This window comes from Microbulbifer sp. ALW1, assembly GCF_009903625.1.
GTDB lineage: Bacteria > Pseudomonadota > Gammaproteobacteria > Pseudomonadales > Cellvibrionaceae > Microbulbifer.
Genome location: NZ_CP047569.1, coordinates 603,239 through 629,506 on the forward strand (window position 1 = coordinate 603,239; position 26,268 = coordinate 629,506).

A 26,268-nucleotide genomic window follows, 5' to 3' on the forward strand; every position below is an offset into this window, starting at 1 on the left:
CCAGAACGAATAGAAAAGACCGCTAACGGGTTTGAATATCAGGCGGGGCGTTTGCTCGGGCCGTAGAGTTCTTCCAGCATGCTGTCGATGCGGGCGGCCAGCGCGTCCTGGGTGTCGTCCAGCAGAATCACGTGGCCCATTTTACGGCCCGGGCGCAGCTCCTTGCCGTAAGACCAGACACCTTCGTTGGCCAGCTCCGGCTTTTTATCCACGCCCAGCATATTGATCATTACCGCCACGCGATCGCAGCCGGTTTCGCCCAGAGGCATACCGAGAATCGCGCGTACATGGTTGGCAAACTGGCTGGTCTTGGCACCGGCCAAGGTCCAGTGACCACTGTTGTGCACCCGCGGAGCCAGCTCGTTAATCAGCAGGCCGTCGTCGGTGACGAAGCACTCCATGGCCAGCACGCCCACATAGTCCCAGGCATTCATCAGGGTGGCCAGGTAGGTCTCTGCAGTGTGCTGCAGCTCTTCACTGACGTGCGGCGCCGGTGCGGTGGAAACCAGCAGCGTGCCGTTGTAGTGATCGTTCTCCGCCAGCGGATAAGTCACTACGTTGCCGTCCGCGGTGCGCGCGCCGATCAGGGAAACCTCGCGGGAGAAGTTGATGCCCTTCTCAACCACGTACTCCGACTCCGGCACCTCACCGGCGATGGCAGCGAGGTCCGCGTCGCTGTTGACGCGCCACTGGTTCTTGCCGTCGTAGCCGTTTTCGCAGCTTTTGATAAACGATGGATAACCCAGCTCTTTGACCGCTGCACAGATCTCATCGTAATTGTTGGCGGGACGGAAAGGCGCCACCGGCAAACCGGCATCGGTGATTGCCGTTTTTTCCCGCACGCGGTGCTGGGTTGTTTCGAACGCGTCCGGGCGCGGGTACACCGGGCAGAACTTTTCCAGTGCGCGCAACAGACCTGCGTCCACACCTTCACGTTCGGCGGTGATTACCTCGGGGCTGCCCATGGCTTTGTACAAGGCCTCGATGTCGGCACCTTCATCGGCGTGGACAATGGTTCCGAGACCTTCCACACAGGTGGTGTTCTCACCGCCCTCGGCGAGGAAACTGAACTCGATTCCCAGTGGGCGAGCCTCTTGGGCCATCATCTGTGCCAGCTGGCCGCAACCAACAATACCTACGCGTCTGACCGTCATTTTCCGCTACACCTCGTAAACGTTCAGTAATCTCAAACCGGCTTATTCAACTTCTGATTATTCGACTTCGAACGGCACGCCCGCGCTCTGCTGTTCGCGCCACTGGATAAGACGCTTCTGCAGTTCCGGGTCTGTCAGGGACAGTATTTGTGCCGCCATCAGGCCGGCATTGAAGGCGCCGGAAGCGCCCACCGCCTGGGTGGCAACGGCAACGCCCTTGGGCATCTGCACAATAGACAGCAGGCTATCCATCCCGGTCATGAACTTGCTCGCCACCGGCACACCGATGACCGGCAGCGGGGTCATGGCCGCGATCATGCCCGGCAGGTGTGCGGAACCGCCAGCGCCGGCGATGATCACCTGGGTGCCGCGCTCGTGGGCAGTGGTCGCAAACTCCACCATGCGCTGGGGCGTACGGTGGGCTGAAACGACTGCCGTAGCAAAGGGTACGCCCAGATCGGTGAGAGGCTTGGTGGCCATTTCCATGGTCGGCCAGTCGGACTGGGAGCCCATCACGATGGTGACTTTTTCGAACGGAAGCTGATTCACTTGCTGTTAACTCCAGAGTTACACGAGCACCAGGCGGGCGGCCTTTGCCGCCGGCAGCATAAGGAAATCACCAGGAACGGCTCGTCGATTCACTGGTATCGGCCACTAGCCGCGCCAAAGCGACCGGCAGCCCCAAATTAAGGGGCGTGAGGATACCAAAACTCAGCGAGAAAGCACGCAGTGCGCGGACTTGCGGCGGTTTTGAGCGGGATTCTGTAGTCCAGGGTGCCGCAGAGACCGGATCAATGGCGCTTTACCCTTTAGAGCACTCGATTGGAACGATAGTGTGGCGGACCGGTCACGGCACTTTTCTTGACTGATCGTGACTGGTCGCAACTGAATATAACCAGCTGATTACCGGAAAGAATGGTGATCTCAGACCCTGGATTTATCGAGCAATCGCTGGCGCAGCATCGCCAGCACCGGCTCCACCTGCGGACGCACACCCCGCCACAGGGCAAAAGACTCCGCCGCCTGCCCCACCAGCATACCCAGGCCATCGGATACCTCCGCGCCGAGTCCGCTAGCCCAGTGCATAAACGGGGTCGGCTGGGCGCCGTACACCATATCGTAGGCACGACAGCCATCCGCCAGCGCCCGTGGCGACAGCGGTGGCAGCTCACCGGACAGGCTCGCCGCGCTGGCATTGATCACCAGATCAAACCCCTCGGGCACCGCGTCCAGCCCGCTGGCGGTAATGGCACCGTAACCGGCAAAATCCTCTGCCAGCTGCTGTGCCTTCTGCGCGGTGCGATTGGCTATATGCAACTGCGCAGGTTTCTCATGGAGAAGTGGCAACAATGTGCCGCGGGTAGCACCACCGGCGCCCAGGATCAGCACCTTCTTGCCTTTAATCACCCACCCCAGATGGTTTTTGATATCCGACACCAGACCCGCACCGTCGGTATTGTCACCCAGCAGACTGCCATCCCCCTGCACCGCCAGCGTATTCACCGCCCCCGCGGTGCGCGCTCGCTCGGTCAGTTCATCCGCATATTCAAAGGCATCGAGCTTGAACGGCGCAGTGACATTCAAACCTTTAGCGCCGCTGGCAAAAAATGGACCCACCACATCCTTAAAGGCACCCACCTCAGCAAACAGTTTTCCATACTCGATATTCTGCTCAGTCTGGCGAGCAAAGGCCGCGTGAATATCCGGAGACATCGACTGCTTGATCGGATTGCCAATAACCGCGTACTTATCCATGTTCTAACGTATTCCCAATTATTTTTTCAGCGCCTGCTTTAACTGACTGGTTTCATTCACACCGATCAAACCATCAATTTTCAGCTCGCCGTCAAATTCACACACCATATAGCGCGTGATGGCACTGTATATCTGCTTCGGTTTTTCGCCGCTCGCATCCAACAGCACCCAGTTCAATGTCGCCAGGCTGGTGTTTTCATTTAGCTCGATCACATCCGTCACCGCGCCGACAATCTGAGAGACACCCAGCGTTTGATAGAGATGTAAAAGTTTTTTTACCCGACCGATAAAATATTCGCGGGAGAGTTCGGATTTTTTTCCATTGGAAAAATAGTAATGGAGTGGAAAGCGGTAGAAGTCGGCAATCTGTTCGGCATCGCGAGCTTCGAACAGGCGACGGTATTCCAGAAAAAGTTTATTGATGTCTTCCAGACGAGCCTTGTGCATGGCGACTTCCTTTAATTAAGACCGTTCGTTTCGCTCAATGGTATTGTCCACAGAGCTATTCGAGAAGGTGTCGCTAGCAGGTAGTCCTTTGCGGGACCGTCTGCGGCCAGGACGGCCGCAGCCGAGCCCCCATGGATGGGTTTACGGCGTGTCCCGCAAAGGACTACCTGCTAGTGACACCGCCACTTGAGTGTTAAAGAACCTCTACACCCATTCCCGATGGGGCAGGAAATCTGTGTAGAGCTTTGACTCTGCACTGCCCTCTTCCGGCTGCCAGTCATAGCGCCAGCGCACTTCCGGTGGCAGCGACATCAGGATGGACTCCGTGCGACCACCACTCTGCAAGCCAAACAAAGTCCCGCGGTCAAACACCAGGTTGAATTCCACATAACGACCACGACGGTACAGCTGGAAATCACGCTCGCGTTCACCATATTCCGCCTCTTTGCGTTTCTTCAAAATCGGTAGGTAAGCATCGATATAAGAATCGCCAACCGCCTGCATAAACCCGAACGCCTTCTCAAAGCCGCCCTCATTGAAATCATCGAAAAAGAGTCCGCCCACACCGCGCGCCTCATCCCGATGCTTCAGATAAAAATACTCATCGCACCACTTCTTGAAACGGGGATAAATATCTTCGCCAAAAGGCGCACAGGCATCTTTCGCCGTCTGATGCCAGTGCACCACATCTTCCTCAAAACCGTAGTAAGGCGTCAGGTCGTAACCGCCACCAAACCACCACACCGGTTCAGAGCCCTCTTTCTGCGCGACAAACAGTCGTACATTCGCATGACTGGTGGGCGCGTATGGATTACGCGGATGGATCACCAGGCTCACACCCATCGCCTCAAAAGAGCGTCCCGCCAGCTCAGGGCGCGCATTGGTCGCAGACGGCGGCAGCTTGTCACCGTGCACATGGGAAAAATTCACCCCGCCCTTCTCGATCACCTGGCCATTTTCCAGCACCCGGGTACGGCCACCGCCGCCGCCCTCGCGCTCCCAGGCATCCTCCACAAATTCTGTGCCGTCTACCGCGGATAAGGCCGCGCAGATCCGGTCCTGCAGATTCAACAGATACTCTTTGACGGCCTGAATATTTACATCGCTCATGGCATGCTCACGAAAATTATTGGGCGGAATCGACAGGGTTCGGGCGCGGGCTCTGCTCAGCCCGCACGGACGATGCGACCACTGGCAGCATCGCGAATTTCACTGGGTGCAGTGCGACCGCCGGTATTGCCGCCGCCGACAAAATCCAGCGCACTGCCGAAATAGCGCAGCACCTGGAACTTGTGCCGCGCTGGCTGGCAGCCCGCCGGGTTAGCGGAGGTAGACACGATAGCACCGCCAAACGCGCGCGTTAATGCGGCGGTAAACCCATGGTTGGTGTGGCGCAGGGCAACACTGTGGTGAATTCCGGAGACCCACGGCGGTACCTGATCAAAATGTGGCACCAGCCAGGTTACCGGACCCGGCCAGGTTTCGTCGATGCGCGCGCGCTGGTCGCCACTGAGGTTGTGCAGCAGGGAATCAAAGTGGTGCTGATCGCCGGACACCAGGATCAGCCCTTTTTCCAACGGCCGGTTCTTGAGCCTGAGCAGGCGGGCGACTGCATCGGGATTGTTCGGATCACAGGCCAGACCCCATACGGATTCCGTGGGGTGGGCGATGACGCCGCCGGCTTCCAGCAAGCGCACCGCAGTGGCAATCGTCAGCGGGGTACTGAGGGCAGCGGAAAATTTATTGTCTGACACAGTCTGGTCTCGCTTGCATCTTGGTCTGCACCTGCGCGACACAGGTCACTGTGCAATGGTGTTTCGCAGGTACTTACGCATTCAGAACCGGTCGCACCGGCGGCAAAGTTCTGGGAGCGCGGGAATTTAGCGGATACCAGAAGCCTAGACAAGGTAGCGCCCTGACGCAGCTCCGGTAACCGCGGGCCGGGTTCAGCCGTCGTAGCTGACGCGGTAGATGGCTCCTGCGTAGTCGTCGGAGACCAGAATCGCCCCGTCGGGCATCACCAGCAGGTCCACTGGTCGACCCCAGTTTTCCTCGCCCTGCAACCAGCCATCGATAAAAGGCTTGTAGGAAGTCGCCTCCCCTTTGTCGTTCAGGGTCACCATGGTTACCCGGTAACCGATCTTGTTGCTGCGGTTCCAGGAGCCGTGTTCGGCGATCAGGACCTGGTTTTTATAGTCGGCCGGGAACTGGTTGCCGGTGTAGAACTTTACACCCAGCGGCGCCACATGGGGCCCCAGCTTCTGTACCGGCGGAACAAAGGCGCTGCACTGTTTGCCCTCACTCCCCTCTTCTTTTCCGAACTCCGGATCGATGATGTCGCCGCCGTGGCAATAGGGATAGCCGAAATGCTTGCCTGCCACCGGTGCCGTATTCAGCTCACAGGGCGGCGTGTCGTCGCCCAGCATGTCGCGGCCGTTGTCGGTAAACCACAGGGCTTTGGTCTGCGGATGCCAGGTAAAGCCCACGGTATTGCGTACCCCTTCCGCCCAGGTTTCGGTCTTCACCACTTTGTCGCCCTCGATTTTCAGGCGCTGGATATTGGCGTAGTCCTTCTCATCGCAGATGTTGCACGGGGCGCCGATGGGCACGTAGAGCCAGCCGTCGGGGCCGAAGGCGATGTATTTCCAGCCGTGGTGCTTGTCCGGGAACTGCTCGGTAATGGTGACGGGCGCGGGAGGGTTGTCGAGGCGGGACTCGATATCGTCGAAGCGCAGGATGCTGGTGGTCGCACTCACATAGAGGTCGCCATCCTTGAAGGCGACGCCAGTGGGCAGTTTTAGCCCTTCTGCGATCACCTTCACCGCATCGGCCTTCTGGTCGCCATCGGTATCCTGTACCGCGTAGACCTTGCCTTCACGCATGGAACCAACAAACAGGGTGCCCTTGTCGCCGCGGGTCATATGGCGGGCGTTGGGAACGTCTTTGGCGTAGACCTCAATGTTGAAACCTTCCGGCAGCTTGAGCTGGTCGAGGAAAATTTCGCCTTTTTCTGCGGCGATAACCGGAGCACTGGCCAGCGCCGAGATGATGGCACTACCGCTACACAGGCGTTTTAACAGAGATCCAACGGATAAGCGCGGTGTGGTTGGCTTATTCATGGCCGCAGGGTAGGAGAAGGATGGCATAGAGGAGGACTCCCTGAATGATTCAGGGAGTGACCCTAGCGGCTTTTGCGTTATTCGGCCAGCGCGGTCAGGGTTTTTGCGCCGCTACCGGTGAGCTGATAGCCGCCGGGCAGCTGCTCCACCAGTCCCTCCAGCTCCAGCTGCAACAGCCCGGCCATCAGGTCGCCGGCATCGCCGCCGGTGTCCCGGGCCAACTGTTCGATACTGCGGGGATCGCTGCCAAGGGCCCGGATCAACTGCCGTTGTTCGTCCGGAATATTTGGATCTAGCGCAACATCCGTGTTTTCAAACAGCCCGGGCTGCCGCGCCATTCCCTCAAGAAACCCGTGCAGGTGCTGCACGATATCGTCACTGGTCTCCACCAGGTTGGCACCGTGCTTGATCATATGGTGGCAACCGCGCGCCATTGGATTGTGGATGGACCCGGGGATGGCGAATACCTCGCGATTCTGCTCCAGCGCCAGCCGCGCGGTGATCAGTGAGCCCGAGCGCACCGCGGCTTCCACCAGCAAGGTACCGAGGCTGAGCCCGGAGATAATGCGATTGCGACGGGGAAAGTTGCCCGCCTCCGGCGCCGTGCCCAGGGGCATTTCACTGACGATGGCACCGTCGGCGGCGAGGATTTCCTCTGCCAGCACCACATTGCGCAGTGGGTAGAGCCGGTCGACGCCGGTACCCAGCACCGCGATGGTTTTGCCGCCACCTTTAAGGGCGCCCCTGTGTGCCGCGGCATCCACGCCCAGGGCCAGGCCGGAGGTAATCCCGAATCCGGCCGCGGCCAGGTCGGCGGCAAAAGCCTCGGCATTGTCGAGCCCGGCGCGGGTGGCACGGCGCGCGCCCACCATCGCTATCTGCGGCAGAGCCAGGGCATCAATGGCGCCGGATACGTAGAGAATCGGCGGCGGCCGCGAAATCTCCTTCAGCAGCGCCGGGTAATTGTCGTCCCCGCAGTGCAGCAGATAGACGCACTCTTCGGCACAGCGCTGACGCTCGGCCAGGGCCCACTGGCCCAGTTCACCGTCGAGTTCGATACGCTGGAATTCCGCCAGCTGTGTGCGGGCGCGATCGGGAAGCTTACGGGAGAGAGATTCGGGGGGCTGTTGCAGTGCGGCGCAGGCGGAGCCAAAACGCTCTACCAGTTGCCAGTAGCTGCCGATGCCAAGGCCCTCGAGGCGCATTAGCGCGAGGGTGGCGGTCAACGCATCCATGCGAAATACCGTTATATGTTGTCGTTCTTTCTACAAAACGGACGCCTCCAGGCGCCCGCGCAGTAGTTTTTCAGGGGTTCCTAGGGGTTGCGGACAATATCCATCACGGCCAGCGGCTTGTCCGCTTCCAGCACCAGACCCAGGCTCATTTTTTCAAAGCTGCGGAACACCATCAGCAGGCCGGCGCGCTCGTCGGGCAGTTTGACGCTCTGGCGGGCGAGCTGGTCGCGCACGGTGGCGCCGCGCTTGTAGATAGCCAGTACATGGCCGGGCTCCAGGCCTTCGCGCAGGCCGCGGTTCATGATCACCACGTCGTACTTGGCAATCTGGGTTACGCCCTCATCCACACCGAGAATCACGCCATCCACCGGTACCGAAGGGGCGCCGGGCTGGAAGAGTGCAGCGATGGAGCGCTCTTCTACCGGCAGCAGGCGATCCTGCAGGCGGATATCGCGGGCGGTGCGGGTTACGTCCATGGTGGCCACGGCGAATTCGCTGTTGGCGTTGTCCGCATCCAGCTGGCGCAGGTCGACGGAGCCGATATCCAGGGCTTGCTGGCCCAGTTCTTCACCGGTATAGGGATCGGCGTAGACCGGGCCCGGACGGTAGATCCCGTAGGAGGACAATGGCTCACGGAAATCACCGCGGGCGTAAATTTTTTCACCGGCGCCCATTAGGATGCGCTGATCCTGCCCGGAGATCACGTAGGGCACACCCTGGAAGGCGTTGGGGCCCACAATGCGTGTACGGGACAGGAAGGCGTTGATGGCATCCAGCGGAATCGCGGGAATCGCGCTGTCAATCGGCTCGCGACGCACGGACGGGCCCAGGCGGTTGTTGCTGGCCGGGGACAATTTATAGGCGGTGGGAGCGCGCTCCAGTTCCAGGCGCGGCTGGCCGTCGATGTAGACCAGATTGAGGCGGTCGCCGGGGTAAATAAGGTGTGGGTTTTCCACTTGCGGGTTCACTTGCCAGATTTCCGGCCAGTACCAGGGCTGGGAGAGGAATTGTCCGGAGATATCCCACAGGGTGTCGCCCTTCTGGACGGTATAAGTGTCCGGATGGTCCGCCTTCAGGCGGGAATCTTGCGCCTGCAGGCCGAAGGTCGCCAGCAGGGTTGCGGCGGCGGCCAGGATTATTTTTTTCATGGAAGCATTCCTATGCTTTTCGCTTTCGCTTTTTTATCGCTTTCGGCTTTCTTTCTATATGGCTATCACTGGTGCTTTATATGGCTATAATCCCACCACGCTGAACCGGAGTGGCCTGAGCCACCGGTTGCGGGGGCGCAAATGGCGTCTATTGGCAATTTTGCCAATGTGCGAAAACCGCCCCCCAAGCAGCAAATTTCAAGCGCGATCATTATGTTATCAGCGCAAGTTCCACTAAGACTAGAAGTTTGTCACAGGTGTTATGGCCAAACTCGAAATCCTAGAATTTCCCGATCCCCGTCTGCGCAAGGTTGCCGAACCGGTGACTGAGGTGACCGATGAGCACCGCACGCTGATCGCGGATATGTTCGAAACCATGTATGAGGCTCCGGGCGTTGGCCTGGCGGCGACCCAGATCAATGTGCACGAGCGCATTGTGGTGATTGATGTGTCGGAGGATCAGAGTGAGCCTCTGGTGCTGATCAACCCGGAGGTTGAGGTGCTGGATCCGGAGATCCACAAGTACGACGAGGGTTGTCTGTCGGTGCCTGGTTTCTATGAGACGGTACAGCGCCCGCGCAAGATCCGCCTGAAGGCGCTGGATCGCGACGGCGAGGCCTACGCGCTGGAAGCGGAAGGCCTACTGGCGGTGTGTATCCAGCACGAGATCGATCACCTCGATGGCAAGCTGTTCGTGGATTACATCTCGCCGCTCAAGCGGAACCGTATTCGCTCCAAGCTCGAAAAGGCCCATCGCCAAAAAGCCTGATTCGGGTGGTCTTATAGCAGGCCCGGTGGCGGCAAAGCACTGGGTGCCTGTTTTCAGAACCGCTGTGAATACGTCCCTGTACGCTGCGTCGGCAACATCCCTGTTGCCGACGCTTCTGAAAACAGGCACCCAGCACTTTGCCTTCGCTTCTGCCTTCTGGACTTCGTAAACAGTCCACTTTTCTTTTGATACCGAAAATTTTTCATGAGCCTAAATATCATCTTTGCCGGCACCCCTGACTTTGCCGCGATACACCTGCAAGCCCTGCTCGACAGTGAGCACAATGTCATTGCTGTCTACAGCCAGCCGGATCGCCCCGCTGGGCGCGGCAAGAAGTTGCTGGCGAGCCCGGTTAAACAGCTGGCACAGGAGCACGAGATTCCGGTCTATCAGCCGCTTTCCCTGCGGGATGAGGCGGCGCAGGCGGAACTTGCCGCGCTGAATGCGGATGTGATGGTGGTAGTGGCTTACGGGCTGATCCTTCCCCAGGTGGTGCTGGATACGCCGCGTCTCGGTTGCGTGAATGTGCACGCTTCCCTGCTGCCGCGCTGGCGTGGTGCAGCGCCGATTCAGCGGGCGGTTGAAGCCGGTGATGCGGAGAGCGGTGTGGCGATCATGCAGATGGAGGCGGGGCTGGATACCGGCCCGGTGCTGGTTGAGGTGCGCACGCCGATTTCTGCCGGGGAAACCGGTGGCAGCCTGCACGACAAATTGGCGGGACTGGGTGGGCCGGCGCTGCTGGAAGCCCTGAACCAACTGGAAAGCGGTACCGCCGAGCCGCGGGTTCAGGACGATGCGCTGGCCAATTACGCCAGCAAGATCACCAAGGAAGAGGTGTGTATCGACTGGAATGAGCCGGCTGCCGGGATCGAACGCAAGGTGCGTGCCTTTAACCCCTTTCCGGTGTGCTGGACCGAATATGCGGATGCCAAGGGCAAACCCCAGCGACTGCGCGTTTACGCCGCAAAGCTGGAACAGGGCTGCCACACCGATGCGCCCGGGACGATTCTGAGTGCCGATGATGAAGGCATTCTGGTGGCCTGCGGTCGCGAGGCATTGCGCCTGACTCAACTACAATTGCCGGGCAAGAAGGCCCTGCCGGTGTCGGAGATCCTCAAGGGTTACCGCGATCTGTTCAGCAAGGGCACTCAGCTAGGCAACAATCACAGGCCAGCACCATGAATGATCCTCGCGCACTCGCAGCCCGGGTTATCGCCCGCCTGCAACAGGACCGCGGCTCACTGCAGCGGCTGCTGCCCTGGGCGGAAAAACAATTGGGCGATGATGAGGCCGGCGGCAAGAACCGCGCGCTGTTGCGCGAGCTCTGCTACGGCACCGCGCGCTTCGCGCCGCGACTGGAGCTGATCCTCGGCAAACTGTCGAAAAAACCGCTCAAAGATGAAGAACTCGCCGCGCTGATGCTGGTGGGCCTCTACCAGCTGGAATACACCCGCATTCCCGACCACGCTGCCATCGGCGCTACCGTGGAAGCCACCCGCGCACTCAAGCTCGGCCATGCCTCTGGCGTAGTCAATGGCGTGCTGCGCAATGCTCTGCGTAATAAGGAAGCGCTCACTCGCAAACTCTCCGGCAACCCCCAGTTCAGTTCCGCCCACCCCGAGTGGCTGCAACAGGCGATCAAGGCCGCCTGGGGCAGTGAAGCCAGAACCATCTTCACCGCCAACAACAGCAACCCGCCGATGACCCTGCGGGTAAACACCGCCAAAACCAGCCGCGACGACTACCTCAAACAACTCGCGAGTGCCGAAATCCCCGGCCAGCCCTGTGAGTATTCCGACGCCGGCATCGTGCTCGAAAACCCCGTCGCCGTCACCCGCCTGCCCGGTTTTGAAGATGGCCTCGTCAGCATCCAGGACCAGTCCGCCCAGCTTGCCGCGCCGCTACTGTCACCGCAGCCCGGCGAAAAGATCCTCGACGCCTGCGCCGCCCCCGGCGGCAAAACCTGTCATTTACTAGAGCTGCAACCGGACCTCGACCTCACCGCCCTGGATATCGAAGAAGAGCGCCTCGACCGCGTCATCGAAAACCTCGAACGCCTCGGCATAAGCGCCCAGCTGATCTGCGCCGACGCCGCCGAGCCGGAACACTGGTGGGACGGCGAACAGTACGACCGCATCCTCCTCGACGCCCCCTGCTCCGCCACCGGCGTCATCCGTCGCAACCCCGACATCAAACTGCTGCGCCGCCCGGAAGATATCGCCGAACTGGCCCAGCTCCAGGGCAAAATCCTGCGCGCCATGTGGCGCCTGCTAAAGCCCGGCGGCACCCTGCTCTACGCAACCTGTTCCATACTCCCTGAGGAAAACAGCGAACAAGTGGCGCGCTTCATTGCGGAGACACCGGATGCGAGGGACAATACGCCGCAATTGATCAACGATAAGCCCTGGGGGCTGCCGCAGGATTCCGGGATGCAATTGCTACCGGGGATCCACGGGGGTGACGGGTTCTATTACGCAAAGCTGGATAAAGCCGAAGACCGCTAATGCCGCCGGATCGACTTTCACATTCTGCTTACGAAGCTAAAGAGTAAGAATCGAAGTCGAGGTGCCGGGTGAGAGTTTTCAGGAGCGTCGCAAACAGGATGTTTGCGCCGCAGCGCCCAGGGATGGGTTTACAGCGGTCCTGAAAACTCTCACCCGGTGCCTCGACGCCACCGCGCCAGTATAAAAGGACCCGTGTGGTTCAGGGCGCAAAGGCCAATAACCAACTATGAAAATTGTTATTCTCGGCGCCGGCCAGGTCGGCGGCTCCCTGGCGGAAAGCCTGGCATCTGAACGCAACGACATTGTTCTGGTAGACAGCGACGAGAAAACCCTGCGCGAGCTGCGCGACCGCATCGATATCGGCGTCGTCGTCGGCCACGCCTCCCACCCGGACATACTGCAGGAAGCAGGCATTGAAGACGCCGACATCTTGGTCGCCGTTACCAATAACGACGAAACCAACATGGCCGCCTGCCAGATCGCCCACTCCCTGTTCCGGGTTACCCTGAAAATCGCCCGCGTGCGCGCCTCCGCCTACCTGCAGTATCCGGAGCTCTTCTCCACCGAATCCATCCCCATCGACGTCCTCATCAGCCCCGAACAGATCGTCTCCGAATACATCGCGCGACTGATTGAACATCCCGGCGCGCTGCAAGTACTCGACTTCGCCGACGGCCGCGTACAGCTGGTCGCCGTACGCGCGGTTCAGGGCGGACCACTAGTGGGACACCAGCTGCGCTACCTGCGCGAACACATGCCCAAGGTCGACACCCGCGTCGCCGCCATTTATCGCCGCAACAGCCCCATCATTCCCCAGGGTTCCACCGTGATTGAAGCCGGCGACGAAGTCTTCTTCATCGCCGCCAAGCAGGACATCCGCGCCGTGATGAGCGAACTGCGTCGCCTGGAACAGGGCTACAAGCGCATCACCATTGCCGGCGGCGGCAACATCGGCCTGCGCCTCGCACACAAGCTGGAAAACCGCTACTCGGTAAAGGTGATCGAACAGGATCACGACCGCTGTATTTTCCTGTCGGAAGAACTCAGCAACAGTATCGTGCTGCACGGTAGCGCCTCGGATCAGGATCTGCTGCTGGAAGAAAACATCGAAGACACCGATGTTTTCCTCGCACTTACCAATGACGACGAGGCCAACATCATGTCGTCGCTGCTGGCCAAGCGCCTCGGCACCCGCAAGGTAATGGCGCTGATCAACAACCGCGCCTATGTGGATCTAGTGCAGGGGGGCGAAATCGACATCGCCATATCACCTCAGCAGAACACCATCGGTAGCCTACTCACCCATGTGCGCAAGGGCGACATGGTCAATGTGCACCAGTTGCGCCGCGGCGCTGCCGAGGCCATCGAAGTTATCGCCCACGGCGACAGTCGCACCTCAAAGGTGGTGGGCAAAAAAATCGAAGATATCGACCTGCCGGAAGGCGCCTCCATCGGCGCCATTGTTCGCGAGCGCGATGGCGAGAGCCAGGTGCTCATCGCCCACGACAATATCGTTGTCGAGCCGGACGACCATGTGATCGTGTTCCTGGTCGACCGTCGCCACACCCGCCACGTGGAACAGCTGTTCCAGGTCGGCTTCAGCTTTTTCTGATGTCGGACGATAGGGCGGAATAAGCGCAATGCGATTAGCAGTCATAGCCCGCGTATTCGGCATTTTGCTGACGGTGTTCAGCCTGACGCTGCTGCCGCCCATCGGCGTATCCCTATGGTACGAAGATGGCACCCACATCGCTTTCGCGGTGGCTTTCGGCATCACCCTGCTCACCGGCCTGTTTATGTGGCTGCCGGTGCATGATCTCAAGCAGGATCTGCGCACCCGCGACGGCTTCGTGGTGACCTCCTTCTTCTGGCTGATTCTCGGCAGCTTCGGTGCCTTGCCCCTGATCATCAGTGCACAGCCGGATTTGAGCGTGGTGGACTCGATTTTTGAATCCATTTCCGGACTCACCACCACCGGTGCCACCACCATTGTGGGGCTGGACACCCTGCCCCCCGCGATTCTCTATTACCGGCAACAACTGCAGTGGTTTGGCGGTATCGGGGTAATTGTTATCGCACTGGCGATCCTGCCGATGCTCGGTATCGGTGGTATGCAGCTGTACAAGGCGGAAATGCCGGGGCCGGTAAAAGACACCAAACTGACACCGCGCATCGCGGAAACCGCGCGCGCGCTGTTTGTGATTTACATTGCGCTGACCGTGCTCTGCGGCATCGGCTACTGGTGGGCGGGCATGACCGTTTTTGATGCGGTCGGCCACGCCTTTTCCACCGTTGCCAACGGCGGTTTCTCCACCCACGACGCAAGCATGGGCTTCTACGCCAACAACCACGCGATCATGGCCATTGCGGTGATCTTCATGCTGACCGCGGCCATCAACTTTGGCCTGCATTTTTACGCCTTCAGCAACAAGACCGTTAAGCACTACTGGAAAGATTCCGAGTTCCGCTTTTACATCCTGGTCACGCTTGGGGCCTGCGGCATCATTGTCGGCTACCTCTATACCTCAGGCACTTTCGATATGCGCGGCAGTATCTTGCACGGGGTTTTCCAGGTGGTATCCATCGGCACCACCGCCGGCTTCGGCTCGGAAAGTTTCGCCCTGTGGCCCGCATTCCTGCCCTACATCCTGCTGATGATCGGCATCATGGGTGCCTGCGCTGGCTCCACGTCCGGGGGCATTAAAGCAGTGCGGGTTATGCTGATTGTGAAATCCGGTCTGCGCGAACTGAACCGCCTGGTGCACCCCAACGCGGTGGTGCCCATCAAGGTGAATCGCAAGATAGTCCCGCCGCGGGTGACCGATGCGGTGTGGGGATTTTTCGCGGTCTATATCCTGTCGTTTTTCATTCTCACCATTGTGGTGATGGCGACCGGCGAAAATTTTGTAACCTCCTTTTCCACCGTGGCTTCCTGCCTGAGCAATATCGGTCCTGCATTGGGGGATGCGGCGGCGCATTACGGTGAAGTGAACGAGATCGCGAAGTGCTTTCTGATTCTTGCGATGCTGATGGGTCGTCTGGAAATTTTCACCCTGCTGGTGCTGTTGACGCCGGCCTTCTGGCGACACTGAGTCCGACTTTCACTTGGCCCGAAGCCCTACGCCGCCCGCTATTCGAAGGTGTTTTTTCTTTTCTGTAATACGTGCAGGTAGCGCGGCAGGAAGCGGATCAACACCAGGATTTCCAGCAATACGCCAATCACCGTCAGGGCGCCAAAGGTGCGCTCAAAAATGATTTCTGTCCCGGTCGATACCGGCGGCCACAGGTAACTGGCCTGCTCGGCAAATCCCATTCCCAGTACGGAAAAAGTGATGATGGTGGCGCTCAGCTGCAACCATTTGGCACGGATACCAAAGGAACGCTTGAGCCACAAAACGATGACGGGAACGACACTGAGTTGCAGCGCGCAACGGAACGCCAGCAGCGCGCCATATACCGGGTTGATGGATCCCAGGTGCCACAGCAACGGAATCATGCTGAGGATAAACACACGATCCGCCACCGGATCGGCAAGCATGCCGAACTTGCTCTGCCAGCGATAACGGCGCGCCAGCCAACCATCGACAAAATCACTGAGTGCCGCCACGACGTAGAGGCATAACGCCAGGCCGTTATGCTCCTGCAGGGAAAAATAGACGATCGGCAGAATCAGCAGAATCCGCAACAAAGACACGGCATTGGGAAGGTGGCGCCAAATGGAGTGCCCGCTGGACGCCGAAGCCTGGCTCATGAATTCTCCCGAATATCTGCCGCGGCAGCGGCTATTGCCATACAAGTATTGGCAATAGAGCGCTCAAGGGCAAAAATCCCGGAAAATACTGCAGGTGGATGACTGCAGGTGGTTTTCGGCGCGCGGTAACCGTGCCCAGAGGATCCGGGTGCGGTTCAACTTTTGCGATAGATCCCGCTCTTGCCCTCGGGAATCCGCCGGAAACGCTTGTACTCCCACTGGTACTGCTCCGGCGCCTCGGCGATACAGGCTTCGACCCCGCGGTTGAGGGCCGCCAGTGAAACCTTGACCTCATCGCTGAAGATGGCCTGCTCCGCCGGCAACATCACCAGCTCGAATCCCCCCTCGACGCGCTTGCCGAAGCCAAATATCACCTTGCAGCCGGTGCGCTGGATCAGATTGAACGCCAGGGTCATGGTCAATGTCGGCCGGCCGAAGAAGGGCGCAAAGTCGCCGCCAGACAGATCCGGCGCCTGGTCCGGCAGCACGCCGACTATGCCGCCGTCTTTCAACGCCTTGAGCAGGGCGCGCACACCGCGAATGTTGGTGGGCACCAGCTTGGCGCCGGTTTTCTCGCGGCCCTCGCGGATCACCGGATCCAGGGCTTCAATCTTGGGGGGCGCATAGAGGCTGGTGGTGGGCCCCACCGTTGCCAGGTACTGGCCGAAAATCTCCCAGTTACCAATATGCGGCACCAGCACCAGCACACCGCGGCCCTCCTCCACGCCCTCGGTCAGCAACTGCTGGTTGCGCACCCGCACGATACTATCTTCGCCGCGACTCCAGGGCTGGCGCCACAGGCTGGCGACCTCAAGCCCAGTCATCGCGGTGTTGATCACGCTGGCGCGGGCCAATTTTTCCCGCGCTTTTGCCGGCATTTCCGGATAGCAAAGCTGCAAATTGATACGGCTGACCCGCAGACTCTCCCCACGGGCGCAGACGGCACAGAAACCGACAAAACCGGCAAGACGTCGCGACCAGCGCAGTGGCAGCCTGCCCAACAGTTTCAGCGCGCCCGCTGATAATTGCCCTTTGATATCCAACCTGACTACTTCCTTCTTACCGGGGCAAATGCCCCAAAACGCTCTATATTTTCAAATCCTTGGGAGTATGGTCGTTTTATCGCCATCTAATTCCCCCAATTGGTCGTCAATCGACCCCAATCACCCTTCAATCTGTTACCCGCTGTTTAGTGCGCAACCCGCTGCCGCTATAATTGCGCCCCTTGTCTTTTCACCCAGCTGAAACCGGAGATAGCGGTGTCCGAGCAACAAACCAGCCATTCTGCCCCGGCGCAGGATCTGAGCACCTTCCAGGGACTGATTTTTACCCTGCAGGAATACTGGGCGCGCCAAGGGTGCGTCATTCTACAGCCTCTGGATATGGAAGTGGGCGCCGGCACCTTTCACCCCGCCACCTTCCTGCGTGCCATCGGCCCGGAAACCTGGAACGCCGCCTATGTACAGCCCTGCCGCCGCCCCACCGACGGCCGCTACGGTGAAAACCCCAACCGCCTGCAGCACTACTACCAGTACCAGGTAGTAATGAAGCCGTCACCGGCGAATATTCAGGAGCTCTATCTCGACAGTCTGCGCGCGCTGGGCATTGATCCCACGGTGCACGATATCCGCTTTGTGGAAGACAACTGGGAATCCCCCACGCTGGGCGCCTGGGGTCTCGGCTGGGAAGTGTGGCTGAACGGGATGGAAGTCACCCAGTTCACCTACTTCCAGCAAGTGGGCGGCCTCGAGTGCTACCCGGTAACCGGCGAGATTACCTACGGTATCGAGCGGATCGCCATGTACCTGCAGAATGTGGAGTCCATCTACGACCTGGTGTGGACCCGCAACGCCGACGGCACTCCGGTCACCTACGGTGACGTGTTCCACCAGAACGAAGTGGAAATGTCCCACTACAACTTTGAACACGCGGATGTGGAATTCCTGTTCGCCACCTTCGATCACTGCGAGCGCGAGAGCCAGCGCCTGATCGAACTCGGCCTGCCGCTGCCGGCCTATGAACAAGTGATGAAGGCTTCCCATGCGTTCAACCTGCTGGATGCCCGTCACGCCATTTCCGTGACCGAGCGCCAGCGCTTTATCTTGCGCGTGCGCACCCTCGCCCGCGCCGTGGCCCAGGCCTATTTTGACGCGCGCAAATCCCTGGGCTTCCCCCTCGCCGCGGACGATATCCGCAGCGAAGTGCTGGCCCAGGCAGAAAAAGCCGCAGCGAAGAAGGAGAAGAAGTAATGGCTCAGGATTTTCTGGTTGAGCTGGGTACCGAAGAGCTGCCCCCAAAAGCCCTGCACAAACTGATGCAGGCCTTCGCCGACGGTATTCAACAGGGTCTGCAGGACGCCGAACTGGAACACGGCGAAGTCCAGGCGTACGCCAGCCCCCGCCGCCTGGCGGTGGTGGTACGCAATCTCGCCGAACAGCAGCAGGACAAGCAGGTCGAAAAACACGGCCCGGCAGTGGCCGCCGCGTTCGATAAAGACGGCAAGCCCACCAAAGCCGCGGAAGGATTCGCCCGCGGTGCCGGTGTCACCGTTGACCAGCTGGCGCGGGTCGAAACCGACAAGGGCGAGCGCCTGGCCTTTATCAGTGAGCAGAAAGGTGCCGCCACCAAAGATCTGCTGGGCGATATCGTCAGTAAATCCCTGGCGCAACTGCCGATTCCAAAGCGCATGCGCTGGGGCGCGCGCAAAGAAGAATTCGTACGCCCGGTGCACTGGCTGTTGATGCTGCTCGGCAACGAGACCGTCAATGCCGAAGTGCTGGGCCTGAAGTCGGGCAATACCACCCGCGGCCACCGTTTCCACTGCAACCGCGAACTCACCGTGGCCTCGGCCAATGACTATGTGCAGCAACTGCGCGAACCTGGCTATGTGGTTGCGGACTTCGCCGAGCGCCGCGAGATGATTCGCGAGCAGGTGCAGGCGGAAGCCAACAACGTCAACGGCGATGCCGTGATCGACGACGATCTGCTAAATGAAGTGACCGCGCTGGTGGAGTGGCCGGTGGCCCTCACCGGGCGCTTCGAACAGCGCTTCCTGGATGTGCCGGCGGAAGCCCTGATCTCCTCCATGAAGGAGCATCAGAAGTATTTTCACGTGGTGGATGAAGACGGCAAGCTGATGCCCTTCTTTATTACCGTGTCCAATATCGAAAGCACCGATGCCCGGCAGGTCATTGAAGGCAACGAGCGGGTTATCCGCCCGCGCCTTTCCGATGCTGCTTTCTTCTTCGACACCGACAAGAAAATCAGCCTGGAAGCGCGTCGCGAAAAGCTCAAGACCATCATCTTCCAGCAAAAGCTCGGCACCGTCTACGACAAGACCGAGCGCCTGGCGCAACTGGCTGCGGCCATCGCCGAGAAAACCGGGGGCGATGCCGCGCTGGCGCAACGCGCGGCACAGCTGTGTAAATCCGACCTGGTCACCGAGATGGTGTTCGAGTTTGCGGATATGCAGGGCATTGCCGGTTACTACTATGCGGAAAACGACGGTGAGCCGCTGGATGTGGCCAAGGCCATGTACGAGCAATACATGCCAAAGTTTGCCGGCGATGATTTGCCGCAAACCGAGACCGGTACCATCGTCGCCCTCGCTGATCGTATCGACACGCTCGTCGGTATTTTCGGAATCGGCCAGCCGCCCAGCGGCTCTCGCGATCCCTTCGCACTGCGCCGCGCCAGCCTGGGTGTACTGCGCCTGCTGGTGGAAAAGAATATCGACCTGGACCTGCGCGAACTGCTCACCCTGGCCCGCGACGGTTACCCGCGCACCGCACTGGCAGAGCACGAAACCGTGGTCGAGCAGACCCTGGCTTACATGATCGAGCGCTTCCGCGCCCGCTACGAAGACGCCGGCATCAAGGCCGAAGTGTTCCTCGCCGTTTCCGCGCGCAAACTGTCGCGTCCACTGGATATCGACAACCGGGTTAAAGCGGTACACAGCTTCAGCAAGCTGCCGGAAGCAGAAGCGCTGGCGGCCGCCAACAAGCGTGTATCCAACATTCTCGCCAAACTCGAAAGCCCCGCACCCATCGATGTGGACCAGTCGCTGTTGCAGGAAGACGCAGAAAAAGCGCTCTACCTGGCGATTCGCGATGCGGCCGATGCGGTGGCACCACTCTACGCAGAAGCCCGCTTTGAAGAGGGCCTCGCCGGTCTCTCCGGTTTGCGCGAGACCGTCGACAATTTCTTCGATGGCGTGATGGTAATGGCCGACGACGAACAGCTGCGCAACAACCGCCTGGCGCTCTTGGCCCAGCTGCGCGGGCTCTTCCTGGAAGCGGCGGATATTTCGCTACTGGCGCCGGCCAAGTAAGTTCTTGACGCTCTTTGCGGGAGCCCGTTAACAGGCTCCCGCAAACCGGTTTTTCTTTTTAAAAGCGCTAACCCATGGCCATCATCATTCTCGATCGCGACGGTGTCATCAATCAGCAAGGGGACGATCACGTTACCAGTGCCGATGACTGGACGCCGATTGCCGGCAGTATCGAAGCCATGGCTCGCCTGAGTCAGGCCGGCTTTCAGCTGGCGGTGGCTACCAACCAAAATGGCCTCGCACTGGGGCTGTTTGATCTCGACGATCTCGAAGCCATGCACGCAAAACTGCGCGCACTGGTGGAAGACGCGGGCGGCGAAGTTGCAGGTATTTTTTATTGCCCCCACAGCGACGAAGACCATTGCCGCTGTCGCAAACCCAAAACAGGATTGCTGGACGCTATAGAGGCAGAATTTGATACTTCTCTGCACGACTGTTTTTTTGTCGGCGACCAGTTGAAGGATCTTCAGTGTGCAGTGGCAAAAAATTGTAAACCCGTGCTGGTAAAAACCGGTCGCGGTGAACAGACCCTACAGCAGCTCATCCAAAATCCGGACCCGTCTCTGACGCACACTGCGGTGTTTGACGATCTGCAGAAATTTGCAGATTTTGTCCTCCTCTCACCCCGATAAAAATCGCTTTCCATCCAATTCAAATAGTTCTGACTGGCAATTCCGTACTAAATTCCTAACCGCTATCAGGTTGTAATTGATGACAGTATTGTGAAGCAACCTGCTTTTTTCCCGCTAAACAATCCAATTAACGCCAGCATATTGCCTCACCTATTTGGTTACCGTAGAAACCAAATAGAGGGATCCGGTGCCGCGCCTATCACGGAAGAATAAAACCGCGCGACACACGCCTTTCTTGAAGGACAAAGAGAGGATCAGAGGTTGACGGAACGACCTGGCTGTAAAGGGTTTCACATCGTTGGTTACCACCAACCGCAGACACCTATCCGTTCGCTCCGTCTCGATCTTTTCCGCCTATCTCACGGAACTTCCTGCGGCCGTTTGCCAAAAGCAAATCCGGTTCAGGTTTTTTATTTTACGGGGCAATTTTATGAGTTTTTTGCACACACCCGGGTCGCGTAAGCGAACCTTTGGGGGGAAATCTTTTGGCGTTATTTTTTCAACGCTGTTGTGTAGTGCGCTATCCACCGCTGCATTCGCCAACGAACCGACTACGCTGCCGTCGCCAGCAGCAAAAAAACACAAAACCTACATCGTACAGCTGGCCGATAAACCGCTGATCGCCTATGAAGGTAATATCACCGGGCTCGCCGCCACCAAACCCCAGAAAAACCGCAAGCTGGATTTCTCCAGCAGCCCGATAAAACACTACGCGGCTTTTCTGGCCGAGCGCCGCAACGACGCGCTGGCCGCCGTGCCGGGGGCACGCAAGGTACACGATTACGAAGTGGCCTTTAATGGTTTCGCCGCACAGATGACCGCATCCCAGGCGGAGCTGCTGCGCAATCGCAAGGACGTGGTGGGCATCTGGGAAGACCGCTTGATGAAGCCCCAGACCAATTCCACCTACAGCTACCTGGGCCTGGACAATACCCCGGGGCCCTGGCTGCTGGGCGCCACGGGTGAAGACGTCGTGATCGGCGTGATCGACTCCGGTATCCACCCGGAGCACCCGAGCCTGGAAGACACCCGCACACCCAAGCGCGGAAACCGCGGCCGGCCGATTCTCTACGACGCCGTGCCGGAATCATTTTCCGGTGCCGGCTGCGATTTTGGTAATTCCGAATTCAACAGCGACGACCTGCCGTTCGACTGCAACAACAAGCTGGTGAAAGCGGAAGCGTTTTCCCAAGGCTTCCTGTCGGTAAATAGCCTCGCCGATTACGAGTTTCTGTCGGCGCGCGATGCCGACGGCCACGGCACTCACACTGCAACCACCGCCGCCGGTAATTTCGGGGTTGAGGGGATGATGCAGGGTGAAGCGACCGGTACCCTCAGTGGTGTCGCACCGCGCGCGCGGGTTGCGGTGTACAAAGTGTGTTGGGATGCGCCCGACCCGGACGACAGCGGCTGCTTCTCTTCCGATTCCATGGCCGCCATCGACCAGGCGGTAAAAGACGGCGTCGACGTGATCAACTTTTCCGTTGGTGGCGCCAGCACCACCTTTAACGGCCCGGATGACATCGCTTTCCTGTATGCCGCGGATGCCGGGGTGTTTGTAGCCGTCTCTGCCGGCAACTCCGGCCCGGGAAATGAAACCATCGGCACGCCTTCCGGCGTTCCCTGGGTAACCTCGGTGGGTGCAACCGAAGACAATCAGAGTTTCGGCACCGGCCTGGAAGTCAGTGCGCCGGGAAGCCTTGCCGGTATTTTCGAGGGTCTCGAAGGTTCCGGCCCGGCGAGGTTAGCCGATAACGGTACCATTTCCGGCACCGTTGTCAGCGCCGAACCACTGGATGGCTGTACCCCGCTAACCAACAGCGAGGCGATGGCCGGCAATATTGCACTGATCATCCGCGGCGCCTGTGCGTTCACAGACAAATACAATAACGCGGCGGCTGCCGGTGCCAGCGCTATCGTGGTCTTCAATGACGGTGCCGCGCCGGATCGTATGGATCCCATTACCATGTCGGCGGACGGCACCAGTATCCCGGGGATTATGATTCGCCACCCGGACGGTATGGCTCTGGCGGACAGCGGTGACGTCAGCGGTAGCCTGAGTGCGGAAATTCAGGTGTCCCGTGACAACCGCATTGCCGGCTTCTCTTCTCGCGGTGCCAACGCCGGTGCTCCGGATATCATCAAGCCGGATATCGCCGCGCCGGGTGTGAGTATTGTTGCGGGTATTTCCCCGGTGGGTTCCGGTGAGACCTTCGGTGCACTGAGCGGCACGTCCATGGCCAGCCCGCACATTGCCGGTGTCATGGCATTGCTGAAACAGGCACACCCCGAATGGACGCCGGCAATGGCGCGCTCGGCGCTGATGACCAGCGCGCGCCAGAACATGAAAAAATCCTTCGGTGAAACGGCGGCGGATCCCTTCGATATCGGCGCGGGCATGGTGCAACCCGCCAATGCCTTTTTCCCCGGCCTGGTATATGACGCCGGCTTGTACGACTACTACGCCTTCCTGTGTGGCGCGGAAAACCAGCCCAAAATGATGCCGGACTCGGACTGCGAGTACCTTGAGGGTTACGGTTTCTCCACCGATTCTTCCGACCTCAACCTGCCATCCATCGGCGTCGCCGAACTGGTGGGCAGCCAGACCGTCACTCGCCGGGTGACCAGCGTCGCCAAAGGCACCCAGTGGTACTGGGCAGAAGTGGATGCACCCGCAGGTGTCCAGGTGCAGGTTTCACCGCGCATCCTGCGCCTGAAAGAAGGTGAGACCGCGACCTTTGAGGTGACCTTCACCGCAACGGCAGAAGCGGCAATGGGTGAGTGGGTATTCGGATCCCTGAGCTGGTCGCAGGGTTTGCGGAAGGTGCGCAGTCCCATCGCCGTGCGCCCTGTGCCCATTTCCGCACCAGTATCCGTATCTGCAGAGGGCACTGCCGGTAGCCTGAATATCCCCGTGGTCTTTGGCTACGACGGTAGCTTCAGCGCGGCGGTTAACGGTCTCGCGGTGGGCGCTCCCTTCCCGGGTTATGTGGAGGACGGTGACTATACGGTGGTTATCTTCGAAATCCCCGAAGGAACCTCACTGTCGCGTATCGCCCTGTTTGACGCCGATGTCGGTGCTGGCGATGGCTCCGACGACCTGGACCTGCAGGTATTGGGGCCATATGCATCCGGCTTCCCGCTCGTCGGCAGCAGTGGCTCGCCCACATCTGCCGAGCAGGTCGACCTGCTCAACCCAACCCCAGGTATTTATGCAGCACTTGTCGTGGACTATGCCTCGGCGGCTGGCGCCACCCCCTATACGCTGTTCAACTTCAACCTGCAGGGTGATGCCGGCAATACCCGGGTGGATGGCCCGGCTTCAGCTTCCGTGGGTAGCACTGGTAACCTTTATCTGGAATGGGATGGACTGCCCGCGGGAACCCGCGCACTCGGTATGCTCCAGCACCAGAATGACTCGGGCGTGATCGCGGCTACTGAGGTGATGATCAACACCCGGTAAAGCTCAGCGAAAATCTCCCTAGAGATTTCTGCAACAAGCCCGGTGGCCATTCGGCCCCGGGCTTTTTTGTGCCCGACGGTTTGGCACCGTCTCCAGTTCGATTTCCACTATGGTTACTGCACAGAATGCTTGTAATCATTGCGGCAGATACCAACAATGGCGCCCCCCGCAAATCCGGAGTTTCCCCCGTGCAACAACTGATCCTCAACCCGCGCGCAGAGCGCCGCCTCAAACTCGGCCACCTGTGGATTTACAGTAACGAGGTCGACACCCAGCGCAGTCCTCTCAAAGGACTGGCCCCCGGCAGCCAGTGTGAAATTCTCGACAGCAAGGAAAATAGCCTGGGTTACGCGCTGGTCAATCCCAATCAACTGATCTGCGCGCGGCTGGTTTCCCGCAAGGGCCCGTTTACCCGCAAACAACTGCACCGCCGCCTGGAAAATGCCCTGGCCCTGCGCCAACGCTATTTCCCCCACCCCAGTTACCGCATGGTATACGGCGACTCCGATGGTTTGCCCGGGCTGGTGGTGGATCGCTTCGGCGACTACCTGGTGGTACAGATCAGCAGCTGGGGTATGGAAAACCTGCTGCCGGATATCGTCGACGGGCTGGTAGCACTGGTGAACCCCAAGGGCATACTGCTGCGCAATGACCACCAGGGGCGCAAGGTCGAGGAACTTCCAGAAGTATGCGAAGTGGTACACGGTGAAGTGCCAAAGATGGCCCCCTTCGAAGAGAACGGCGTAGCCCTGCTGGCGCCAGTGTTTGAAGGGCAGAAAACCGGCTGGTTCTACGACCACCGTGAAAACCGTGCGCGCCTGAACCAGTGGGTGAAAGGACAGCGGGTACTGGATCTGTTTTCCTACGCCGGCGGCTGGGGTGTGCAAGCACTTGCTAACGGCGCCAAAGAGGTGACCTGTGTGGATGCTTCCGGGCAGGCGCTGGACTGGTGCGAGGAAAATGCGGCGCTGCACAACCGCAAGGATGACCTGATTACCATTCAGGGCAAGGCGATCGATGCCATGAAAGAGCTGATCAACGCCGGCGAGCGCTATGACGCCATCGTGTTGGACCCGCCCGCGTTCATCAAACGCCGCAAGGATCAGAAATCCGGCGAGGCAGCCTACCGTCACATCAACGAGCTGGCGCTGCGCCTGCTGGAGAAAAACGGGCTGCTGGTCAGCGCCTCCTGCTCCATGCATCTCGAATCCGACAGACTGCTGGAAATCCTGCGCGGCGCCGGTCGCCATCTGGATAAATCCATCAACATTATCGGCAGCGGCGGCCAGGGGGCAGATCACCCGATCCACCCGGCCATTCCGGAAACCCGCTACCTCAAGGCGCACTTTGTGCACCTGTCGGCGGGCGGTAACGTCTAGTCGAAAGCCAGCTGACGCCCCTCGGTCCTAGGGCATCTTTGGGCTCAGCGGCAGCAGGCGGGAATCCGCCAGCGCTGCCGACCTGTGCCCTATCCCCGCAAGATACTCAGGGTCGCTGGTGAAATCGATGAACACCTGCTGTGACGGGTATTTCACCAGCATTGCCAAATCCCAGAGTTCATCGGACGGGCCGATATAGAAGTGGCCACCGTCGCCGACAAAGACCAGCTCACCACCGTGCCGGTTCAAGATAGGCCCGGCGTGGGCCATGTATTTCTTGTAGGCCGCAGCCCCGGAGATGGGCTCTTGCGGTTTCAATGCGGGAAAGTTGCGGTAATCCGCCACGTCCTGAAAACGCAAAAGATTCAGCATGACCACCTCCCCTTTAAGTTGCCGCTTAAACATGGCGACGGACGATTTATCGGTGGGTTCCAGGTAACCCTGCTGCTGTGTGTATTCACCCATCTCTGTGTGCCCTTTTCAAGCTTACCGGTATTTTCGATACCCCATATTCACATGAGCGGCCCGGATTGCCTATAACCTCCCTAATAACCGTTCCCCGGTGAAATCGTCAGGCGCACC

22 protein-coding genes are annotated in these 26,268 nt (G+C 59.4%); 10 read left to right on the top strand and 12 right to left on the bottom strand.

Annotated elements, in window-relative coordinates; translation table 11 throughout:
• Window positions 1–38: 38 nt before the first annotated feature.
• From GRX76_RS02425 to GRX76_RS02465, 9 genes are all read right to left on the bottom strand, one after another.
• The gene (locus GRX76_RS02425) at window positions 39–1,154 is read right to left on the bottom strand and encodes a 5-(carboxyamino)imidazole ribonucleotide synthase (RefSeq protein ID WP_160151842.1); all 1,116 of its coding nucleotides are present in this window, start codon (window positions 1,152–1,154) and stop codon (window positions 39–41) included.
• Window positions 1,155–1,211: 57 nt separating this feature from the next.
• Window positions 1,212–1,703, bottom strand: a complete 492-nt coding sequence (gene purE / locus GRX76_RS02430; RefSeq protein WP_160151843.1) for a 5-(carboxyamino)imidazole ribonucleotide mutase — start codon at window positions 1,701–1,703, stop codon at window positions 1,212–1,214.
• A gap of 375 nt (window positions 1,704–2,078) precedes the next feature.
• Window positions 2,079–2,909: a shikimate dehydrogenase gene (gene aroE / locus GRX76_RS02435; protein ID WP_160151844.1), complete on the bottom strand. Its 831-nt coding sequence runs from the start codon at window positions 2,907–2,909 to the stop codon at window positions 2,079–2,081.
• Window positions 2,910–2,927: 18 nt separating this feature from the next.
• Window positions 2,928–3,356 (bottom strand): hypothetical protein, encoded by a 429-nt coding sequence (locus GRX76_RS02440; RefSeq protein WP_160151845.1) that lies wholly within the window; start codon window positions 3,354–3,356, stop codon window positions 2,928–2,930.
• 204 nt (window positions 3,357–3,560) lie between these two features.
• Entirely contained in the window at window positions 3,561–4,466 is a 906-nt protein-coding gene (gene hemF, locus GRX76_RS02445; RefSeq protein ID WP_160151846.1) for an oxygen-dependent coproporphyrinogen oxidase, read from the bottom strand.
• A gap of 56 nt (window positions 4,467–4,522) precedes the next feature.
• Window positions 4,523–5,110: an L-threonylcarbamoyladenylate synthase gene (locus GRX76_RS02450; protein WP_160151847.1), complete on the bottom strand. Its 588-nt coding sequence runs from the start codon at window positions 5,108–5,110 to the stop codon at window positions 4,523–4,525.
• Window positions 5,111–5,302: 192 nt separating this feature from the next.
• Window positions 5,303–6,502, bottom strand: coding sequence for a sorbosone dehydrogenase family protein (locus GRX76_RS02455; RefSeq protein ID WP_236250517.1), 1,200 nt, complete (start codon window positions 6,500–6,502; stop codon window positions 5,303–5,305).
• Between the two features lie 50 nt (window positions 6,503–6,552).
• Window positions 6,553–7,710: a DNA-processing protein DprA gene (dprA, locus tag GRX76_RS02460; RefSeq protein WP_160151848.1), complete on the bottom strand. Its 1,158-nt coding sequence runs from the start codon at window positions 7,708–7,710 to the stop codon at window positions 6,553–6,555.
• 80 nt (window positions 7,711–7,790) lie between these two features.
• Window positions 7,791–8,858, bottom strand: coding sequence for a LysM peptidoglycan-binding domain-containing protein (locus GRX76_RS02465; protein WP_160151849.1), 1,068 nt, complete (start codon window positions 8,856–8,858; stop codon window positions 7,791–7,793).
• Between the two features lie 262 nt (window positions 8,859–9,120).
• Between GRX76_RS02465 and def the strand changes: the two genes are divergently transcribed.
• The 5 genes from def (at window position 9,121) to GRX76_RS02490 (ending at window position 15,223) form a co-directional block, all read left to right on the top strand.
• Window positions 9,121–9,627, top strand: coding sequence for a peptide deformylase (def, locus tag GRX76_RS02470; protein WP_160151850.1), 507 nt, complete (start codon window positions 9,121–9,123; stop codon window positions 9,625–9,627).
• Between the two features lie 204 nt (window positions 9,628–9,831).
• The gene (gene fmt, locus GRX76_RS02475) at window positions 9,832–10,809 is read left to right on the top strand and encodes a methionyl-tRNA formyltransferase (RefSeq protein ID WP_160151851.1); all 978 of its coding nucleotides are present in this window, start codon (window positions 9,832–9,834) and stop codon (window positions 10,807–10,809) included.
• Complete coding sequence (gene rsmB / locus GRX76_RS02480; RefSeq protein WP_160151852.1) at window positions 10,806–12,131, top strand: 16S rRNA (cytosine(967)-C(5))-methyltransferase RsmB; 1,326 nt, start codon at window positions 10,806–10,808, stop codon at window positions 12,129–12,131. The genes fmt and rsmB overlap by 4 nt, the downstream gene beginning before the upstream one ends.
• A 226-nt stretch (window positions 12,132–12,357) precedes the next feature.
• Entirely contained in the window at window positions 12,358–13,743 is a 1,386-nt protein-coding gene (gene trkA, locus GRX76_RS02485; protein WP_160151853.1) for a Trk system potassium transporter TrkA, read from the top strand.
• Window positions 13,744–13,771: 28 nt separating this feature from the next.
• Window positions 13,772–15,223 (top strand): TrkH family potassium uptake protein, encoded by a 1,452-nt coding sequence (locus GRX76_RS02490; protein WP_160151854.1) that lies wholly within the window; start codon window positions 13,772–13,774, stop codon window positions 15,221–15,223.
• Window positions 15,224–15,261: 38 nt separating this feature from the next.
• Here the strand turns inward: GRX76_RS02490 and GRX76_RS02495 are convergent, their stop codons facing one another.
• Together GRX76_RS02495 and GRX76_RS02500 are read right to left on the bottom strand one after the other, a co-directional pair.
• Window positions 15,262–15,882, bottom strand: a complete 621-nt coding sequence (locus GRX76_RS02495) for a CDP-alcohol phosphatidyltransferase family protein (protein ID WP_160151855.1) — start codon at window positions 15,880–15,882, stop codon at window positions 15,262–15,264.
• Window positions 15,883–16,037: 155 nt separating this feature from the next.
• Entirely contained in the window at window positions 16,038–16,925 is an 888-nt protein-coding gene (locus GRX76_RS02500) for a lysophospholipid acyltransferase family protein (protein ID WP_160151856.1), read from the bottom strand.
• Between the two features lie 216 nt (window positions 16,926–17,141).
• Here GRX76_RS02500 and glyQ point away from each other — a divergent pair, with 216 nt between their 5' ends.
• The 5 genes from glyQ to GRX76_RS02525 all read left to right on the top strand — a co-directional run bounded on the left by glyQ (window position 17,142) and on the right by GRX76_RS02525 (window position 25,686).
• On the top strand, window positions 17,142–18,131 hold the full coding sequence (gene glyQ, locus GRX76_RS02505; protein ID WP_160151857.1) for a glycine--tRNA ligase subunit alpha: 990 nt from the start codon (window positions 17,142–17,144) through the stop codon (window positions 18,129–18,131).
• Window positions 18,131–20,212: a glycine--tRNA ligase subunit beta gene (glyS, locus tag GRX76_RS02510; protein ID WP_160151858.1), complete on the top strand. Its 2,082-nt coding sequence runs from the start codon at window positions 18,131–18,133 to the stop codon at window positions 20,210–20,212. The genes glyQ and glyS overlap by 1 nt, the downstream gene beginning before the upstream one ends.
• Before the next feature lie 74 nt (window positions 20,213–20,286).
• Window positions 20,287–20,844 (top strand): D-glycero-beta-D-manno-heptose 1,7-bisphosphate 7-phosphatase, encoded by a 558-nt coding sequence (gene gmhB / locus GRX76_RS02515; protein WP_160151859.1) that lies wholly within the window; start codon window positions 20,287–20,289, stop codon window positions 20,842–20,844.
• 430 nt (window positions 20,845–21,274) lie between these two features.
• The gene (locus GRX76_RS02520) at window positions 21,275–24,307 is read left to right on the top strand and encodes a S8 family serine peptidase (protein WP_160151860.1); all 3,033 of its coding nucleotides are present in this window, start codon (window positions 21,275–21,277) and stop codon (window positions 24,305–24,307) included.
• Window positions 24,308–24,432: 125 nt separating this feature from the next.
• Entirely contained in the window at window positions 24,433–25,686 is a 1,254-nt protein-coding gene (locus tag GRX76_RS02525; protein ID WP_160151861.1) for a class I SAM-dependent rRNA methyltransferase, read from the top strand.
• Between the two features lie 27 nt (window positions 25,687–25,713).
• Here the strand turns inward: GRX76_RS02525 and GRX76_RS02530 are convergent, their stop codons facing one another.
• The gene (locus GRX76_RS02530) at window positions 25,714–26,151 is read right to left on the bottom strand and encodes a DUF1330 domain-containing protein (protein ID WP_160151862.1); all 438 of its coding nucleotides are present in this window, start codon (window positions 26,149–26,151) and stop codon (window positions 25,714–25,716) included.
• Between the last annotated feature and the right edge of the window lie 117 nt (window positions 26,152–26,268).

Bases quoted from the DNA above. Each gene is read 5' to 3' on its own strand.
- GRX76_RS02425 (WP_160151842.1), bottom strand. From the start codon at position 1,154: ATGACGGTCAGACGCGTAGGTATTGTTGGTTGCGGCCAGCTGGCACAG.
- aroE (WP_160151844.1), bottom strand. From the start codon at position 2,909: ATGGATAAGTACGCGGTTATTGGCAATCCGATCAAGCAGTCGATGTCT.
- GRX76_RS02440 (WP_160151845.1), bottom strand. From the start codon at position 3,356: ATGCACAAGGCTCGTCTGGAAGACATCAATAAACTTTTTCTGGAATAC.
- hemF (WP_160151846.1), bottom strand. From the start codon at position 4,466: ATGAGCGATGTAAATATTCAGGCCGTCAAAGAGTATCTGTTGAATCTG.
- GRX76_RS02455 (WP_236250517.1), bottom strand. From the start codon at position 6,502: ATGCCATCCTTCTCCTACCCTGCGGCCATGAATAAGCCAACCACACCG.
- dprA (WP_160151848.1), bottom strand. From the start codon at position 7,710: ATGGATGCGTTGACCGCCACCCTCGCGCTAATGCGCCTCGAGGGCCTT.
- GRX76_RS02465 (WP_160151849.1), bottom strand. From the start codon at position 8,858: ATGAAAAAAATAATCCTGGCCGCCGCCGCAACCCTGCTGGCGACCTTC.
- def (WP_160151850.1), top strand. From the start codon at position 9,121: ATGGCCAAACTCGAAATCCTAGAATTTCCCGATCCCCGTCTGCGCAAG.
- fmt (WP_160151851.1), top strand. From the start codon at position 9,832: ATGAGCCTAAATATCATCTTTGCCGGCACCCCTGACTTTGCCGCGATA.
- rsmB (WP_160151852.1), top strand. From the start codon at position 10,806: ATGAATGATCCTCGCGCACTCGCAGCCCGGGTTATCGCCCGCCTGCAA.
- trkA (WP_160151853.1), top strand. From the start codon at position 12,358: ATGAAAATTGTTATTCTCGGCGCCGGCCAGGTCGGCGGCTCCCTGGCG.
- GRX76_RS02490 (WP_160151854.1), top strand. From the start codon at position 13,772: ATGCGATTAGCAGTCATAGCCCGCGTATTCGGCATTTTGCTGACGGTG.
- GRX76_RS02495 (WP_160151855.1), bottom strand. From the start codon at position 15,882: ATGAGCCAGGCTTCGGCGTCCAGCGGGCACTCCATTTGGCGCCACCTT.
- glyS (WP_160151858.1), top strand. From the start codon at position 18,131: ATGGCTCAGGATTTTCTGGTTGAGCTGGGTACCGAAGAGCTGCCCCCA.
- gmhB (WP_160151859.1), top strand. From the start codon at position 20,287: ATGGCCATCATCATTCTCGATCGCGACGGTGTCATCAATCAGCAAGGG.
- GRX76_RS02520 (WP_160151860.1), top strand. From the start codon at position 21,275: ATGAGTTTTTTGCACACACCCGGGTCGCGTAAGCGAACCTTTGGGGGG.
- GRX76_RS02525 (WP_160151861.1), top strand. From the start codon at position 24,433: ATGCTTGTAATCATTGCGGCAGATACCAACAATGGCGCCCCCCGCAAA.
- GRX76_RS02530 (WP_160151862.1), bottom strand. From the start codon at position 26,151: ATGGGTGAATACACACAGCAGCAGGGTTACCTGGAACCCACCGATAAA.